This is a genomic window from Thermodesulfobacteriota bacterium (genome assembly GCA_034189135.1).
Lineage (GTDB): Bacteria > Desulfobacterota > Desulfobacteria > Desulfobacterales > JAUWMJ01 > JAUWMJ01.
In genome coordinates, this window is record JAXHVO010000106.1 from 1 (window position 1) to 17,608 (window position 17,608).

A 17,608-nucleotide genomic window follows, 5' to 3' on the forward strand; every position below is an offset into this window, starting at 1 on the left:
TGGATTTTGGTCACAGAATCAGCGCTGTTACCTTTAATCCAAAAGGAGCATTTTTTAAATACTCAGCATAGCTTTTGCCATTCTCCCCAGCTTAGCTGGGGGTTTAGCTCTGTAATTAACTATCCGGGTATTGAAAGCCATCCCGGCCATCAGCGTGCCTGCGAATTGTTTGATGGCTTCAGCGGTATGCTTAGTTTTGAGCTAAAAGGTGGTGTGGAAGCTGCAGAACGTTTTATGCAAAACACCGCCCTGCCGATTGTTGCCCCGAGTCTTGGGGGCATCGAATCGCTAATCACCCGGCCGGTGACCACTTCTCATTCCGGTCTTTGCCAGGAAGATCTGAAAAAACTTGGAATTTCAGACAACTTAATTCGATTCTCCGTCGGTATCGAAGCAACCGAAGATTTAATTGAAGATTTCAAGCAGGCATTGGACTAAATATACGGATATTCAGCATCGAACATTAAATGGCCAAGGACATGGCTTTTAAAATAAAACTATGATTAATTGATTCTATCCTCGGTAATTTGTTTTTTAAATCTTTAATTTATATACAAGGGGTCGGGGGGGTTCAATCCCTACTCAGTTCGTCCCGAGAAGCGCCCATTTGCCCGTATCCGCCTTAACAATAATTTTGAGAAACTGGTGTACGGTCCGCCTGCGGCGGACTGAGATTCGATTTGAGCCAGCCCCAGGGGACAGAATCTCACGGCCGCGTTGATCGTCTCTGCCTGTATGGATTTAACTGAGAAGATAGGGGGCGTGTACAGAGTACTGGACTTATTTGTTAAGGCGGATACGGGCAAATGGGCGCTTCTCGGGACGAACCACTCACAAGCATTAAATCTCAAACGGTTCACAAAAAAAGGCTATTGATAAAAAACTCCCCGACCCCTCGATCAATTATTATCGTATTACCGGTATGTGATATCTTTTATCATTTATCTTGATGAAGTAAACATCATTATCATTTTCCATGAACTTTGATATCTTTATCATGCTTTGTTCGGTAAATTTTACCAGCTCTTCTCCATCCTTGGCATATAAACGGTCTTTTTTTATAAAAAGCTCTTCAGGGTTCAGTCTGATTTGTTTTTTGGTGTTCAATAAAAGGTAAATATCTTCTTTGGTGAAAATATTAAACACGAATAAAGCGGTGTCTTCATATTTGAAATAAACCTTCTCAGTATAACTGTCCGTAGCCTGGGCAACATGGTAGCCGTCTTTATCTTTTCTGATTGACGAATGAAAGAAATCGATTATTTTTTTGTGCTCAAACTCTCCATGTTTATTGTGCCAGCGGCCATTTGAGTCAAGCCAGAATACAGCCTTATCGCTGGAAATCACAATTTCTTTAGGCTGTTTTTTCATGATACTTTTCCATTGCCTGGATCAAACCTGTCTCCCCGCTGGTGGAAAAACATTATGCAGAACCCTGCTTGGCCTTGGTGACTAGTTGTTCGGCTATCTTGGATTCCAACCGAATACGCGTCTCCTTGTGTGCTTTTTTCTCCTCTTCAAGTAATTCGGCATTCTTTTCAGCGTCTCTGGCCAGTTTCTTTTTGAGGTCATCAATCTCGGCACTTTTTTTCTGTTTAATTCCGCCAATTTCTGAAGAATACTTTTTATCGAGTTCATGCAGATCTTGCTTATATTTTTTATCGAGGGTCTTTAATTCCTCCTGATACTTTTTGATGGCTTTTTTATGTTCGGCATTGAGCCGTGTAATTTCTTCAGCATGCTTTTTTTCCAGTTTGGGGATAAGGTCATGACGTCCTTTCTCTAATTTTTGGAACTCCTCATGTGACTCGAGTATGGCCTTGAACTTGGCTCTAGCTTCTTCCTTTTCTTTCTCAATCTGTTTTTTTAACGAGTCAACCGTTTTTTGGTGTTCTTCTTTTAAGCGATCAACCGTTGCCTTGTTTTCGTCCATTAGAGCGTCTATTTCAGTATCAAGGAGGCCCTGAACGCCGTCGACTCCTGATTTGAAACTTCCGAGCTCATTCTGGTGCTCTTTTTTCAACTGCGCTATTGTTTCGTCAAATTCATGCTGCTTCTTTTCGATTCTCTGCTGCCATTTAATGTCTGACTCATTGACGGCTTTGGTTTTTTCTTTTTCAACTTGTTCTCTTAAAGAGTCGATCTTGGCATCATGTTCGAGCTGTAGTTTGTCAAACTTTTGCTGATAATCACTTTCTGCCAGAGCTTTGGCATTGATTTTTTCCTGTTTCAGTTTGTTTTTTAAAGAAACAACCGCTTCCTCGTGCGTTTCAGCTAGCTTTTTTACCGAATCTTCGTGCTCCTTATTTATCTTATCGATGATTGAATCGTAGTGCTTTTTTGATTCATCAAGGGTCGCTTTCAGTTTGGCCAATTCGGCGGGCATTGCCTCATAGCGAAGGGACAGTTCTTTCTCTCGGGCTTGACTCTGTTCCAATTCAGCCTTGAGGTTGAGCATGCGCTTTGCCAGTTCTTTGAGCCGTTCATCACCGGTTAAAGCCTTGTAACGGTATTTCCCAAGCTGTTCAGTAATCTGGACAATCTGCCGTTCCCTTCTCGCCAAGTTTTCACGAAGGTTTAAATAGTCTCTCGAAAACGGCGAGCTTCGTGCCTCGCGTTGCGTTTCTTCAATCTTAGCCTGCAGGCCGGCAATTTCTATTTCTTGCTGATGAAGGCGTTGTTCCAAGTCATCATCGGTATATGATTCCTCCGCAACATACCGATCCGAATCATTTTCGGTATGCGACGAGTCGTCGTCTGGATCGATAGTCTCGCCACCGATATTTTCTTTATAAAGTTCGGCCAGCCACTCCGGCTCATCGTCAAGTGCATCCAGGGGTCCATCAATAGTTGCATTCCCTGATAGATTTTTTGCTGCGGCATCCATTGCGGGCGGATCGGATATTGGCACTGCATCCACTTGTTCGGCAGGCGTTAAATCGATCAGCGTGGATATTTTTTCAACGAATGCGCCATTGAAAAAATCCGTTTCATTAATATAGGCATCTGCATGATATCTTTGTTTCCCATGCAGATTAAGATCTGATTGGGGAATATTGGAAGAAATCAGAATAACCGGTATTTGACTGCCGGTCACTTTTTTGGCTTTGCTGCAAAGTGCCAGGCTGGATTTATCTGATTGTCGTGCGGCAACAAAAACCGCTGTGGGCTTGAGTGATTTAACGATATGAATGCCGTTTTCACCGGCTTCCACCAATTGCGCTTCATACCCGTACGGCATCAATGTATTTCGTATTATTTCAATGAGGTCATTGTTGTTATCCATGACCATAACGCGGCGATCGGTCATCTAAATGCTCCCTCAAAAAATGATCCCAACCCGGACTAAAAAATTATCTACGCATGGCATACAGGTAAACATCCTGCCAAAGCTGTAAAAATTTATTCAGCCTAAACCTGTAGCCTTCCAATCTTGAAGATGAGTCGATTATAAGTACTTTCGTATGTTAATGGGGCGTTGAAGTGCTTTTGGCAGGTAGAGACCGCTGGGTTGTTTATTCGATGTGGATGCCGATTAAGATGATGCAGGGCATTGCCTGGCTTCATTGAAAGCGACACCGGTTGCTCTTTCGTTATACTCGCTGCATCTTTACTACCCACGCCAACCGGTAATCAGCCAGACTGAAAGTCTTTGGTGATATAACGGCAGTGAATTTCAAAACCCCCGGCGTTTTTGCAGGGTAATTTACAGCTAAAAACGAACCCGACGGTCTTGTCCAACCGTGTTTATGTGAGTTTTTCAATCAACTCGTCGACAAGCTGCAATTCTGCCTGTTTTGAACTCAAATAACTTGGCATTTTTGCACGATAAATTTTACAGGCTTTTAACAACACCTTTTGCTGCATCTCACTTAACTCCAGTTTTAGCAATGAGCCCCCGGAGTTGGTCATTTTCTCTGGTTTTTCAAAATCATATATTTTAATGTGAGCAACTCCTGTACCAATCGGGCACTGCTTCTATAAAAGCGGTGTGAGATCTTTGCAAAACTTCAATTCTCGTGTATTTACCTGGAAGAGTCTCCACCAGGGCCTATAATGCACTTTTGCTACATCGACAACGAGTTGTTTTTTGGAGCAAGTGGGCGCACCTTGTCTTTAAACTTGGCCTGCGATCAGATTCAACCGCAACTTGCCTTCCGTGTCTGCTTGGCTTGGATGCGCCTTCCTTGGGAATCAGCACTCTTCCTGCCCATTTAACATGAACAATACTTGGCCATTCCTCCTTAGCGTCCTCCTTGGGCTACCTTTTTAAGGCCTCCCGTTGGAGAACGCCGTTTATTTATCTCATTGGAAGAAGTTCGATCGAAAATATTCTATCTTTCGAATGTCTCTCCCCTTCTATTTATCAGTGTCTTTCTCTTTTTCCGCACCAGCCGGTCCTTTTTTCTCAGGCGGTGCGCTGGCAGCTGGCTCTTTTTTCTCACTCGTCGCACCGGCAACCCTTACCGATCCTCCGGCGCCTGTTTCTGATTTTCTTGCTTCGACCGTAATATTCTTGCGTTTTCTGGGCGGAATTTCTTTGCGTTCATCAAAAGTGACCAAAAGTACCGGAGGGATAACTCCATCCATCTTTAAGCGCTCATCAAAAAACGCATTCCTGATATTACTGGCATGAATGGAAATTTCCTCCATATCCGAATTGCCGCTGCCTTCAAGTTGGGAAATTTTATCGAGAATCTCCAATATGATTCTGTTCAGCGGGTCATCCTGCCCTTTTTCCTTGTCCAAATGCTTACCCATCGCATTGAGGTTGGCAATCGTCAGGGGATAAATCCTGTATCCTTCTTTCGGTGAGCTGTATACGGATTGAAGTACTCCCAGAATGACGGAAAGGTTTTTTTCATAAATACCTCCCTTGTGCCACTTGGTCATCATTCCGAAAATTCGATGAACGATATAGTCGTTGGGTTGCACCGCAGATAACAGCAAAAACGGGTCGCGTTCTCCGATCAGTGCATCTATCACCCAATGGTTTTCAATCTCGAGGATCTTTAAAAAGAGGGGACAATTTTCTGGTGTTATTCCTACGGTGCTAAGAAAACCGCCATAAGTAATTGCGGCTTCAACCGCCTCAGTGGTTCTGCATTGGAAAATTCCCTGCAATAGCCTGTTTTCAATTTCTTGGATTTGTTCTTCCGTCCAATTTTCAGTATATTCAAAAGCTGTCATCTTTTCCTCCTTGTGTACTGTTAAACACCAGTATTAGTCTGCAAAAACATACCGCGGCGGCACTTCGTCTTCACGGTAATCCCCACGCACAATCAGAACCTGTGGGATTATGTCTTCTAACATTTTGGTATTGTCGAAAAGGGCGGTTCTAATCTTCAAGGCTTGTCTCGCCACCTGTTCCATGTTGTCATCCAGCTGCAATCCTGCAAGATTCCCAATTTTTTCAAGAATATCCAGAATACACCTATTGCTTGGGTCGGCCTGTCCCTTCTCTTGTTCCAGATGTTTTCCCAGGTTGTCGATGTCTGAAATAGTTAATGGATAAATTTTATATCCATCACGTGGAGAGCTATACGAGTTTTGCAGCACACCAAGCACGATTGCCAGAGTCTTCGGATAGATACCACCTGCTCGCCACCTTGTTAGCAGTCGAAAACATCTGGAAACCAAGTAATTATTGGGTGGAATGGTTGACAATAGCAAAAAAGGATCTTGGTCTCCAATCAAGGCATCCAGTACCCAGTGATTTTCGATTTCCAGCATTTTCAGAAACAGTGGATAATTTTCAGAAGTCAGCCCGGACATTCTGAGAAATCTCGCATAACTGACAGAAGCTTCCACCGATTCAACAGTTCGCGCAGACATTAACTGATGCAGAACCCTGGTTTCTGTATCTGAAATGGATTGCTTCACGCCCTGACTACTTGAAATTTTTTCCCGGTCTGTAGTAGTTGAATCTTTTTCTTGTTTTGCCATAATTCTTTCCTTTCCTTGGTGTTATGTTTTTGTTTAATTGCTTTTTACTATATCATAATATGATGAGGTCATAAATATACTGGGTGCGTTCGATCAGGTTAAGAACCGATATGCGCCATCCCCGGATAATTTATTCTAACCAGTTATGGACTTGATGATTCAAAACCAACCGCTTGAATCCCTAAACATGATGCCTTCGGGGATGAGATTTTAAGATCATCTGCTAAAGCCAACATGGTTGATTTGATGGCGTCACTTTTATCGATTCCGTCGTATCGCTCAAAACTGCCGAAATCAACCAGCAAAAAACCACTGCGACTTATCGCTTATGAAGTTGATGGAGCAAAATACCCGGTTGCTGCCAACAGCTATGATTTGTCAGCAGAACAGGTAGCAGCATATAAACTTCGATAGGATATAGAACGCTTTTTTCGCATGGTAGCCAAAGCAATATATTGAAACATTATAGTATTTTTATATTTGAGTGTCAAGATAAAAACTATTGATTGCTTAACCTTACGACACAGTTTATAAGACCATATCACGTTACATCTTTGCAATCTAAAAACATCATTCCGGCTTAGATTGAAAAAAAACGTCAATATAATCTTTTGAATACCTCATCTGCTTGCGGCGGAGAGCATCGTTTTTGAGCGAACCCCGGCTGGTTTTTGTATAAACTTTTTTGTTTTAAAATCTTTACTGAATCAGCTTTTCCTGCTATGGTTTTATGGTTCTGCTATCCGGGCCAATTCTGTTTTATGGTTTGATATCTTTGAAAAACAGCAAGTTAAACAAGGAGCCTCTTTTAGTGACAGAGCAAAAAAAACCTCCGGTATTTGGTGTTATCAGACAGCGTATTTTCGGGATTCCGGTTGATCGGAAAATACTGTTTTCCAACCCTAAAAATATTTACAAGAAAAAAATTGAGAAGCGGCAGCGAAAGCTGATTGTCAAGATTTCCTTTATCAAACCTTTTATAAAGGAAAACGAAAGAGTACTTCTGATCACCACCGGATATTCACCGATTTCAACTATCGAAAAATACCTTATCGGCTGGCTTTTTATTTATCTAAAAAGATCTTTATTTATTTTCACCAACAAGCGCATTTTTCATATACCGACCACTCCGATTTATTCATACAGAAATTCGATCGCACAGATCCTTTATTCACAATGCAACTCGATATACATGAAGGGGAAATCCCTCGTGGTCAGGTACGCAAAACATGGGAGTAAAGATAAATTTATCGGTATAGCCGGAAAAGAAAAAAATAAAATCAAACAACTGCTCAAAACCATACGATGGGAGCCAATAGAGGGTGACACTTCTACCAGAACACACCTTTGCCCACGATGCACCAATGAGCTTCCTGCTGATAGCTATATCTGCGAAAGTTGTAAACTGAAGTTTAAAACAAACGCTGTTGCGGTCATCATTTCTATATTATTTCCCGGTGGTGGCTATTTTTTCACCCGACAGTATTTTCTGGGAATAATTGCTGCTTTAACAGAGGCAATCCTCGCAATTTATCTGGTGATATCTTGGCTTAATACACTCAATGGTGATAAAAATGGTATTTTTTCTCTGATCATCTATGCATTCGCCATTCTTTTCGTAAAAGCAATCTCCATTCTCCATTCTTTAGACTTTATTAAAGAATTTATTCCTAAGAAAAAAAATCCGTTCTTAAAACACACCGATAGAAATCCAAACCTAACTTCTCAATAAATTTTCATGCCCGACTGGGCACAACGACGCATGAAACCTAAGGTTCGGCCGGGGAATTGCCTATGGGCCTGTTACCATACTTAACAATCCTATCTGGAGATGAACCTACGACAGCTATCTCGCTTCAAAAGGCTTAAAAACATCTTTTTTCTTTTATAGGAGTTGTAAACTATTTTAAAGGGTCATCCGTCTTATGGTTTTAAAAGATAAGAAAAAGGAGACACGGCAATGAAAAAAATAGCCCTATTGATATCAGTAATGCCGGTCTTTTTTTATGCGACCATCGATTTTGTTCAGGCAGGCATATCGGGTAACAGACAGATTAAACAGCAAAAAAGAATCCATCAGGGATTAAAAAGCGGAGAACTGACCAAACAGGAGGCTCTCCGGCTTGAACGGGAACAGCGCCGCATTCAAAAAACAAAACAGAAGGCATTGAAAGATGGTAAACTGACACAAAAAGAACGATTTCGGTTGGAACATCAGCAAGATAAGGCCAATAAACATATTTACCGCTTAAAACACAATAAAAAGAACAACTAGGACGGAAATCATGGACAGACACCTGCCCAGCGGTTAATATAGGCACCTATGTCTCCGAGGATTCAACAAAAATGCCGCCCCCTTACCGATGGAATCGCTCCCCCGTGGATCCCTCTGGTAAAGAGGGCCAAAGCCGGTAGCCGAAGCGCATTTACCGAACTTGTGGGCCTGTTTGAAGACGATATATTTAAAATGATTTTCTACCGCCTACGAACGCAAATGGATACGGAAGATATCACTCAGGACGTTTTCCTGCAGGCTTTTAGTAAATTGTCTGGCCTTAAAAAGGCTGAGCGGTTTAAAAGCTGGCTTTTTTCCATTGCGATCAACCGGATCAGGGATTTTAATCGTAAAAAACATTTCCGGTCGCTTTTTAAAATGACCGGCACCAGCAATGAAATAATAACAGACACACCAATAAACCACCAAACTGAACCGATCAACGAACTGATGAGGCAGGATTTCTGGAAACAGATCGGCCTGATTTTAGATCAGCTGCCACCCATGGAAAGGGAAGTCTTTCTGCTTAGATTTATGGACCATCTCAGCATAAAAGAAATTTCCCAGGCTTTAAAAAAAAGTGAGAGTACAGTAAAAACACATCTGTACCGTGCGCTGGTGAAATTTCGCAACAATTCGAAAACATTACATATACTTAAGGAAGAATTGGCATGAGTTTTAAGCAAAAACCACATCCGGATGAAAGCCAGCTGCTGTTGGCAATCGTTGATGAGACCAAACTGCCTGATTCCATTCGTAAGCATTTGTCAGTATGCCCCAGGTGTCGCGCCGATATCAAAATGATCGAACAAGATTTGAACAACCTGAGCCAAAAAGCAAGGCAACTGGCCCCTGTGATGCACAGAAAGATCTCTTTGCCTGTGGAAAAATCTTCAATAATATACAGATGGATGCATGACTGGCGGATTTCTTTCGGTGCAGTTGCCGCAACCGCTGCCGCAACCGCAATGGTTTTAATAGTAGTCTGGTTGTCGCTACCAAGCTCAATCCCAGATGAAGATTCACTCGATATCATCTCGCAGATATCATGGAGGGACGATAATTTTATGGCAGAAATCAGTGCACTTGCCGAAAACGTTCTTCCCCAGGTCTATCTTGATATCATTGAGGAATCTTACTTAGGCACAGACGATGAATTTATTAAATCTGTTGTTCCATCCACTGAAACAGACTCCCTGTCTTACTATCAGGAGAGGAAAGGAGTTAAGCCATGTTAAGAAAGGTTTTTTATGTAGCCCTATTGTTTGTTTTCCTTATTTCACCTGCCACAGTCACCGCAAAAAATACAGGTTTAGGGAAATGGTGGCACCGCCCGCAGGCATCTGAAAAACTCAACCTGAGCAAAGAAGAAATAAACAAGCTGGACGAACAATTTGTTGACAGCCGGCGAAAGCTCATAAAGCTTGAAAGTGCATTGAGGAGCGAACAGTTTGAACTCGACAATCTGCTGGAAAACGAGCACCTCGACGAAAAAGCAACTGTCAAACAGTTTGCCAGATTGCAGCAAGCGCGAACCGATCTGGCCAATGAACAGTTTAGATTTTTACTTGAGATAAGAAAGATTTTGGGTCTGGACCGTTTCCGACAACTGAAACAATACAAACAATTGCGACGTCAGAAGATACGTAAAGAGCTGGGATCTAGGCGGGATCGTCCTAAGAAAAGGTCCAGCTTCGATTAATGGAAAAAGCCTTGTGATCATCTTCCGGTTTACTTGCCTGTTTGCCCTGTGAAATGTAGCGGCTGTTTTGCAGGGCATTTCTTTTGTTAAATATTTTTTGATCTTCCCTGGTAAATCCCGCAAGGATGGTTTTTATTTGCCTTTTCTGTCTTGACTTTATCCTTTTTAGTGGTGTAGGGTATAACTAAAACTAATAAACAACCTTTTGGAGAAAACGATGCGAAAGGAGTGTTTGAAATTACCTATATTGGCCTTCTCAGGTTAGTCTATCCCTTTGGAGGCTTTTTGCGTTTTAACAACCCTAATCTTTGAGATAGGGCTGGATAGCGGCAGAAACTCATACATTAATTTCAACCAATAACAAAGGAGGGAAAAATGAGCGAAAGTGTATATAAAATCATCGATCTGGTTGGAAGCAGCCCCAATTCATGGGAAGAAGCGGCAAAAAACGCAGTAGAGACAGCGGGGAAAAGCCTCCGGGATTTAAGGGTCGCAGAGATTGAAAAACTGGATATGAAAGTAGAAGATGGCAAAGTGACAGCCTTTCGCGCAAAAGTGCAGCTTTCATTTAAATACGTAACGGAATAATCAGCCTGCCAACCATTCTTGTTGTCCTGGTAGAATTAACTTTCCGGAGGCAGTAAGACAGAATTAAAAAATAATATTTCTATTCAAAGCCTCCATGGAAGTTGTGTATCACCATGGAGGCTTTTTTTATTTTGAATTGTAACATAGATAGGTTTACATTTTTTTAAAAGATTCTCATTATGAAAACAACATTTAAAAAAATTGCTGAAATGATGCATCATTCCTGTCCGGATGAATGTTTTGCCATAGACTTCTGGGACGGGGATAAAATCTCTTTTGGAGAGACCCCTTGTGTTACACTGCGTTTGAAAGACGAGGGATGTGTAAAAAGAATCATTAAGAGCGGCTATTGTGGGTTTGGAGAATCCTATATGGATAAAGCAATTGAAATAAAGGGAGATTTGCTGAAGCTTTTTTACATGGGATTTTCCATTAATTTTGATGAAAGCAGGCTCTCTTTGGTAGAGAAACTGAGGTTTTTTATCATTTCACTGCTAAATCGTGACACACTTCGTCGCGTACCGAAAAATATTTCTCATCATTATGACCTGGGTAATGAATTCTATACCCTCTTTCTCGATAACACCATGACTTATTCCTGCGCTTATTTTAATAAAAAGGACGATTCTCTTAACCAGGCACAACTCAATAAATATGAACATATTTCACGCAAGCTTTTGCTTAAACCGGGTGAATCTCTTCTGGACATCGGATGCGGCTGGGGAGGGATGCTGATCTATGCTGCTCAAAACTACGGAATAAACGGTGTTGGAATCACCCTTTCAAAAAATCAGCATGAATATGCCAATCAAAAAATCGAGGAGTTGGGACTTAAGGATCAAATAAAGGTCATATACAAGGACTATCGGCAGTTAAGCGGAAAATTTGATAAAATTATTTCCATCGGCATGTTTGAACATGTGGGGAAAAAATTCATTCCGATTTTTATAAAAAAGGTATCGGATTTGTTAAAAAGTGAAGGGCTGGGTCTGTTGCATACCATTGGAAAAGACACACCGTCTCCGGGTGATCCCTGGACATTAAAATATATCTTTCCCGGTGGATATATTCCTTGTTTGAGTGAAATTGTACAGGAAATGGGAAAAACCGGCTTTTCCATTCTCGATGTGGAAAATCTGCGCCAACACTATGCAAAAACACTAGAGCACTGGACAGAGAACTATGAGAAAAATGTCGAAAAGGTCCGAGAAATGTTTGATGAATCTTTTGTGAGGCGGTGGCGTCTGTTTTTAAACGGATCAATTGCGGGATTCAGATATGGGAATACCCGCCTGTTTCAAGTTCTTTTCTCCAATGGACTAAATAATGAACTGCCACCGACACGAGCCCACGTTTATCGTGAAATATAATGGAGGATATTGCTCACATGAAGGCACCGCCCACCCACTGAAAACCGGATGGGCGGTGATCGATAAAAATCAGGTTTATTTAAGATCACGCACCGGTAGAGCGCGGTAAGCGCGCTTGTGGGCTTTTCTAACCGTATAGTGATAAACGTTGTCAAAGTTGAAAATACTGGCGGTTGGCCCGATTTCACTGACCTCCGACGTCCAGATCCATCCACAGGTAAGTCGTATCTCAGGCACTATTTTAACCCACTGGCCACAGGCAGTCTCATAACCCCGATATTTTTTATCTTTAATGCTGAGACTTTCCAGCTCCTTTAGAGTCGGAAGGCGCCAGTTGTCATACTTCTTTTCAAGGGTGAGCGGAAAAGTGTATTTTACCCATTTTTCCGCCTGCTTCCAATTAATATCGCCGTGATTATCCGTTTTGGCCCACATGACACCCAGCTGATGATCCGTAACCGTGCCATCCCCGTTATCGGTAAAACGGTCACCGGCGAGAGCCGGAGCAGCAAGAAGGAACAGTGACATGGCAACTATAAAAATGATTGCTGATGATATCCTTTGGGACATTTTTTCCTCCCTATATAAAGCCTGTACGTATGATGACCCACTGGCCAGCAAAAAAACGAACTGCCGGTCTGTTGCACAGCGTTGTTTTTTACCGAATGCTATTTAAGATGAATACGCTTTCTTAACCGCTCGGCATTTTTTTCATCCCGGTAAGAAATGCAGGTCACGGGGCAACGACGAAACATTTTTTCTGCCACCGACCCGATGAAGACACTCTCCAGGTCCGTACGTCCTTTGATTCCCATAACCACCATATCGATTTTTTCTTCGATAATAATTTTTAAAAGTTCATCAATGGGATTACCGACTCTAAAGATGGCCTTTAGGTTTTCGCCTTTAAGGGCGGATTTGTTTTGCATTTCTTGCAAAATAGTTTTGCGTTCTTCCTTAAGCGTTGACACATAATTATCGCCATCCACTTCATAACCCATTGATGCCACCGAGGCCACTGCTTCAACATCCCGTGAGTTTATCACATTTGCCACAATGAGTTGTGCATCCAGACTTTTTGCCAGTTTCGCCGAATAATCGAATAGACCTTCAGCATATTCTGAAAAACCCAAAGCCACCAGTATGTTATTTATACCATCCATAATGCTTTTTTCCTTTTTGTCTTCCGCCGGGCTCTCCTTTTTTATACCGGAAAGCTCCGGCGGATTCACTACGTATTGGGTAACCCAACCGGTCAGGTTGCCGGAACATTACCCCGTTTGGGAATTCGCGGTCTTTGTATCAGGTATATCAGCCCGAAAATAGCAAGACCGATGGGATATACCCAGTAACGCTGGTCATGGGGGATACCAATCCAACTCGAGACCGCATCCGGACGCATAAGGGCCACAGTTACAGATAAAAGCAACGGGATCTCATAGAACTTAACCTTTGCCACAAACCACCTCTGGGTCGCTGAAGCAAAAGCAAAGTTCCCCAAACATGCCATCAGAAAAATAAGAATCCCCTGGGGCCAGCTGGTAATTTTATGAAGTATCAGATCGCTGTTAAAAATAAACATAAAGGGCAAAATTGCCGTACGGATATCATACATAAAGCCCTGCAAGCCGGTGGGAATCGGTGGAGACTTGGCAATGGCAGCTGCCGCGTATGCGGCCAATCCCACCGGTGGGGTGTCATCCGCCAGAATTCCGAAGTAAAAACAAAACAGATGGGCGGACATCAGCGGAACAATAAAGCCTGCGGCACCACCGATATGAACGATAACCGGTGCCGTCAAAGATGCCATAACGATGTAAGTGGCCGTGGTGGGAAGTCCCATTCCTATCACCAGGCTTGCAATTGCGGTGATGATGAGCATCAGGTAGATATTGCCCCCGGATATGGTTTCAACGATCTGGGTAATAAGACCGCCAAGACCCAGTGCCACCACCCCCACTATTATTCCGGCCGCGGCAGTGGCCAGGGCCACAGATACCATATTTCTTGCGCCGGTAGCCATGGCGGAAAAAATATCAATTACACTTTGCTTGAACGCAGGCCCGATCGGTTCTTTTTTAATGTATGCCTTTACCGGGTTCTGTAAAAACATGATAATTGCCATCACCCATATGGCGTTAAAAGCGGCCAGCTCCGGTGAGTGTCTGACCACAATCAACTCAAACAGGAGCATGACCAGCGGTATGAGAAAATGAATGCCACTGATTAATGTTTTGAAGAAAAGAGGAAGCTCTTGGCGGGATAAACCCCTCAATCCGAGCTTGGATGCCTCTATGTGGGTGATATAAAAAAGGGCTGCATATGAGGCAAAGGCAGGGACTGCGGCTGCCTTGACGACTTCAATATACGGCACATTTACATATTCAGCGATTATAAATGCCGCCGCACCCATAATAGGCGGGGCAAGCTGGCCGTCGGTGCTTGCTGCAACTTCAACCGCCGCCGCCTTGGTGGGTGGATACCCCACCTTTTTCATCATCGGTATGGTAAATGTCCCGGTGGTGACTATATTTGCGATACTGGACCCGGATACCATTCCGGTCAAACCGCTGCCCACAATGGCTGCCTTGGCGGGTCCGCCTTTAAACCCACCCAAAAGGGCCAGGGCAAGCTGGATAAAATAATGGCCTGCGCCGGCCTTGTCCAGCATCGCTCCGAAAAGCACGAACAGAAACACAATGGTCGCAGAAACGTCCAGGGGGATACCGTAAATTCCCTCGGTGGACATGGTCATCTGCCCCATGAACCGGTTGAGCGAAACCCCTTTGAATGCGATCACATCGGGCATATAAGGACCGAAAAACGAATACAGGATAAAAACCGTTGCAATAAAAGGCAGGGCCGGCCCGATCACCCGGCGGGATGCTTCCAGCAAAAGGATCACCAGAATGGCTCCAAAAATAAGATCCCTTAGTATGGGTGAGCCATAACGGGTGGTCATGCCTGCATAATCGATGGCAATGTAAAGGGCGGAGAAAGCCGCCAGGATCGCTATCAAATAATCGAATATGGGAATTTTTGTTTTGGTGGACAGAAATTTAAGGCCGAAATGTGTTTTCTTAAACAGGGGATAATTTAGAAAAACAATAAGAAGTGCGAAACCGAGGTGGATGGCCCTGATGAATGTGGAATCGAGAATGAGCCAGCTGGCGATGGACAGCTGAAAAAAGCTCCAGATTACCGCAATGGTGGGAATCACATACTTTGAAGGTCCCCGGGGCTTTCGCCCGATACCCTCTTCTTCCTCGGCCATCTTTCTTGCTAACTCCAGACCATCATCCTTTTCAATCATTTCATTATTACTCATATTTATCACCTAATCAGTCAAGAGTAGAAGGCGATTTTATCATCGCCTGGATACTTAAAACCTGAATATTTTAAAGAGAGTAAAGCTTACCGGCATTGGCTGGTTGTCTGAATAAAGAATGGGTTGAAGAAAAATGCAGGTACAAATAGCACAGCCGAAATGGTGCCGGTGAAATCAGTATTAGGCAACGGGACCGGTGATTCATATCGGTCCCGTTGCCTGAAGGGCAGGTATTTTTTAAAACGACTATTTAAGGCCGGCTTCCTTATAGTACTTCAATGCACCAGGGTGCAATTCTGCGGAAAGGCCTTCCAGCATACCCTCTTTGGTCAGCACCGCATAAGCGGGATGCAGCTTTTTAAAAGCGTCAAAGTTGTCAAAAACCTCTTTGGTCACTGCATATACCACGTCGTCCGGCACTTTGGCAGAGGTGACAAAAGTCGCTTTCACACCGAAAGTGTCCACATTTTCCGTGTTCTCAGCACCGGGATACAAATTAACCGGAATGTATGCCTTGGCATAGTAAGGATATTTTGCCAGAAGGCTGTCTACACCGGTGATTGAGGCAAAGCGTACTTTCCTTGCGCCCGAGGTTGCTTCCTTGATTGACCCACTGGGATGCCCCACTGTGTAAAAGAATGCATCGATCCTACCGTCCTGGAGGAGGCTGGCCGATTCTGCAGCTTTAATTCCTTCGGCAGTCATATCTGCCTTGTAGTCGATTCCAACCGCTTCCAGGGCATCGATGGAGTTCTGACGCTGGCCTGAACCCGGGTTACCGATATTTACTCTTTTACCTTTGAGGTCGGCGATATCATTGATGCCGGCATCAACCGCAGCCACCAGGGTGATGGACTCCGGATGGATGCTGAATACCGCCCTTAAGTCTTCCTGCTTGCCTTTGTCTTTCCACTCCGCGAGACCGTTAATGGCCTGATACTGCCTGTCCGACTGCACCACACCAAACTGGAGATCGCCCGCCATAACTGCGTTTACATTAAAGACCGATCCGCCGGTAGATTCCACCGTACAACGAATCCCGTACACATCTTTTTTCTTGTTCACAATCTTGGCAATGGCACCGCCAGTGGGATAATAAACGCCGGTAATCCCGCCGGTACCTATGGTTATAAAAGTGGTTTTTGGTGCTGCCGCCTCTTCTGTTGCCTGTTTTTCACCTGAAGGCCCACACCCGACAACAAGCGCAAATCCGAACATCAGGACCACACCCAAAATGAGTATTTTTTTCATCATTACCTCCTTTTTTTAATTAAAGATTTTTTAAATGACATACGCCCAAGTTCTCATCTTCCTTTTTTTATCCCCCCCTTCATATACTTAAATAAAATGAGTTTCATTCAAGTATTGGTCCTGTCTATCAAAATAAATTATCCAATGCAACAGTTTTATAAAACCGGCAAATTGTGAATGAATCATAATAATTTCAGATTATTAAAAAGCCCAACCGTTCTTGAGGTTATTTTTTGCCATTTGGTGTAAATGCTTGCGCCAGGTCAAAATAGTATCTTGACTCCTCGTTGCGTCCTCTTTTCCAACACCCCTTGGCATATATTTGGCATTTTTCTTTTAGCATTTTCACTGCATCGATGCGCTGATCCTTTGAAAGCTGTCCGCTTTGAATTATTTTTTTCAGTGAACGTATCCGGTATTTATCAAGTTGCGGTGTTTTTGACAGTTGGTCCCCATGACCACCCCTTTTAACTATAAGCGGGGTGTCTATTAAAAAAACAGGGTATTTCCGGCTTATCCTAAGCCACAAATCGTAATCTTCACATGCAGGAAGGCTTTCATCAAACATCCCTGTTTTATCAAAAATTCTTTTTCTCATCATGACCGCAGAAGGACTCACGATGCAAAGGGGCAAACAGTGTTTAAAAATCATTCCGGAAAATTTTTGGTGGCGTTTCTTGGGATTTACCCTCTTGCCGTTTCGGAGCCACAGCTCTTCGGTCTGGCATATCAAAGCAGCGGGATTTGAGTGGAAAAAATCAACCTGGCTGGACACTTTCCCCGATAACCAAAGGTCATCCGAGTCAAGGAAAGCAATCAACTGCCCGGATGCGCAAGATATCCCCGCATTTCTGGCCGCACTTACTCCGCGGTTGTCCTGCCTGAGCACGATGATATCCCGGGCATATGCATCAAGGATATCCATGGTGTTATCCGTGGACCCGTCATCCACCACAATCAGTTCAATATTGTCAAAGTGCTGTGACAAGACGGAATCAATGGCCTCTTTAAGTATCCAGCCCCTGTTGTACGTTGGGATAATGACACTGACAGTGGGGTTTTGATTATCAATTTTCTTCATTATTATGATTTTTAATACTAAACATCGAATGCTGAAATCGTTTCGCTCGGCTGGCTTATAAATGGGT

At 43.3% G+C, this 17,608-nt stretch carries 18 protein-coding genes; 9 read left to right on the plus strand and 9 right to left on the minus strand.

What is annotated here, in order from left to right; all coding sequences use genetic code 11:
- Positions 1-438, plus strand: a 438-nt coding sequence (locus SWH54_15625) for a PLP-dependent transferase (protein ID MDY6792691.1), incomplete at its 5' end; no start/stop codon positions are given.
- Between the two features lie 468 nt (positions 439-906).
- On the opposite strand, the gene SWH54_15630 is transcribed toward SWH54_15625, so the two are convergent.
- The 4 genes from SWH54_15630 to SWH54_15645 form a co-directional block, all read right to left on the minus strand.
- Positions 907-1,371, minus strand: coding sequence for an MFS transporter permease (locus tag SWH54_15630; protein MDY6792692.1), 465 nt, complete (start codon positions 1,369-1,371; stop codon positions 907-909).
- A 52-nt stretch (positions 1,372-1,423) separates the two neighbouring features.
- Positions 1,424-3,310, minus strand: coding sequence for a hypothetical protein (locus SWH54_15635; GenBank protein ID MDY6792693.1), 1,887 nt, complete (start codon positions 3,308-3,310; stop codon positions 1,424-1,426).
- Between the two features lie 1,049 nt (positions 3,311-4,359).
- Entirely contained in the window at positions 4,360-5,190 is an 831-nt protein-coding gene (locus SWH54_15640) for a hypothetical protein (GenBank protein ID MDY6792694.1), read from the minus strand.
- Between the two features lie 33 nt (positions 5,191-5,223).
- On the minus strand, positions 5,224-5,946 hold the full coding sequence (locus SWH54_15645; protein MDY6792695.1) for a hypothetical protein: 723 nt from the start codon (positions 5,944-5,946) through the stop codon (positions 5,224-5,226).
- 246 nt (positions 5,947-6,192) lie between these two features.
- Between SWH54_15645 and SWH54_15650 the strand changes: the two genes are divergently transcribed.
- From SWH54_15650 to SWH54_15685, 8 genes are all read left to right on the plus strand, one after another.
- Positions 6,193-6,360 (plus strand): hypothetical protein, encoded by a 168-nt coding sequence (locus SWH54_15650; GenBank protein MDY6792696.1) that lies wholly within the window; start codon positions 6,193-6,195, stop codon positions 6,358-6,360.
- Between the two features lie 397 nt (positions 6,361-6,757).
- Positions 6,758-7,678 carry a hypothetical protein gene (locus SWH54_15655; GenBank protein ID MDY6792697.1) on the plus strand — a complete coding sequence of 307 codons (921 nt, stop codon included), beginning with the start codon at positions 6,758-6,760 and terminating at the stop codon, positions 7,676-7,678.
- 228 nt (positions 7,679-7,906) lie between these two features.
- The gene (locus SWH54_15660; protein ID MDY6792698.1) at positions 7,907-8,221 is read left to right on the plus strand and encodes a hypothetical protein; all 315 of its coding nucleotides are present in this window, start codon (positions 7,907-7,909) and stop codon (positions 8,219-8,221) included.
- A 48-nt stretch (positions 8,222-8,269) separates the two neighbouring features.
- Positions 8,270-8,896 (plus strand): RNA polymerase sigma factor, encoded by a 627-nt coding sequence (locus tag SWH54_15665; GenBank protein ID MDY6792699.1) that lies wholly within the window; start codon positions 8,270-8,272, stop codon positions 8,894-8,896.
- Complete coding sequence (locus tag SWH54_15670; GenBank protein ID MDY6792700.1) at positions 8,893-9,459, plus strand: hypothetical protein; 567 nt, start codon at positions 8,893-8,895, stop codon at positions 9,457-9,459. The genes SWH54_15665 and SWH54_15670 overlap by 4 nt, the downstream gene beginning before the upstream one ends.
- Positions 9,453-9,923: a periplasmic heavy metal sensor gene (locus SWH54_15675; protein ID MDY6792701.1), complete on the plus strand. Its 471-nt coding sequence runs from the start codon at positions 9,453-9,455 to the stop codon at positions 9,921-9,923. The genes SWH54_15670 and SWH54_15675 overlap by 7 nt, the downstream gene beginning before the upstream one ends.
- A gap of 375 nt (positions 9,924-10,298) precedes the next feature.
- Positions 10,299-10,511, plus strand: a complete 213-nt coding sequence (locus SWH54_15680; protein MDY6792702.1) for a dodecin family protein — start codon at positions 10,299-10,301, stop codon at positions 10,509-10,511.
- 179 nt (positions 10,512-10,690) lie between these two features.
- Positions 10,691-11,881, plus strand: a complete 1,191-nt coding sequence (locus SWH54_15685; protein MDY6792703.1) for a cyclopropane-fatty-acyl-phospholipid synthase family protein — start codon at positions 10,691-10,693, stop codon at positions 11,879-11,881.
- Between the two features lie 75 nt (positions 11,882-11,956).
- Here the strand turns inward: SWH54_15685 and SWH54_15690 are convergent, their stop codons facing one another.
- The 5 genes from SWH54_15690 to SWH54_15710 form a co-directional block, all read right to left on the minus strand.
- Positions 11,957-12,451, minus strand: coding sequence for a DUF1566 domain-containing protein (locus tag SWH54_15690; GenBank protein MDY6792704.1), 495 nt, complete (start codon positions 12,449-12,451; stop codon positions 11,957-11,959).
- Positions 12,452-12,549: 98 nt separating this feature from the next.
- Entirely contained in the window at positions 12,550-13,044 is a 495-nt protein-coding gene (locus SWH54_15695) for a universal stress protein (GenBank protein MDY6792705.1), read from the minus strand.
- Between the two features lie 92 nt (positions 13,045-13,136).
- Positions 13,137-15,209, minus strand: coding sequence for a TRAP transporter permease (locus tag SWH54_15700; protein ID MDY6792706.1), 2,073 nt, complete (start codon positions 15,207-15,209; stop codon positions 13,137-13,139).
- A 246-nt stretch (positions 15,210-15,455) separates the two neighbouring features.
- A complete protein-coding gene (locus SWH54_15705; GenBank protein ID MDY6792707.1) occupies positions 15,456-16,460 on the minus strand; it encodes a TAXI family TRAP transporter solute-binding subunit in 1,005 nt (334 codons plus the stop codon).
- A 226-nt stretch (positions 16,461-16,686) separates the two neighbouring features.
- Positions 16,687-17,541, minus strand: coding sequence for a glycosyltransferase (locus SWH54_15710; GenBank protein ID MDY6792708.1), 855 nt, complete (start codon positions 17,539-17,541; stop codon positions 16,687-16,689).
- Positions 17,542-17,608 lie beyond the last annotated feature (67 nt).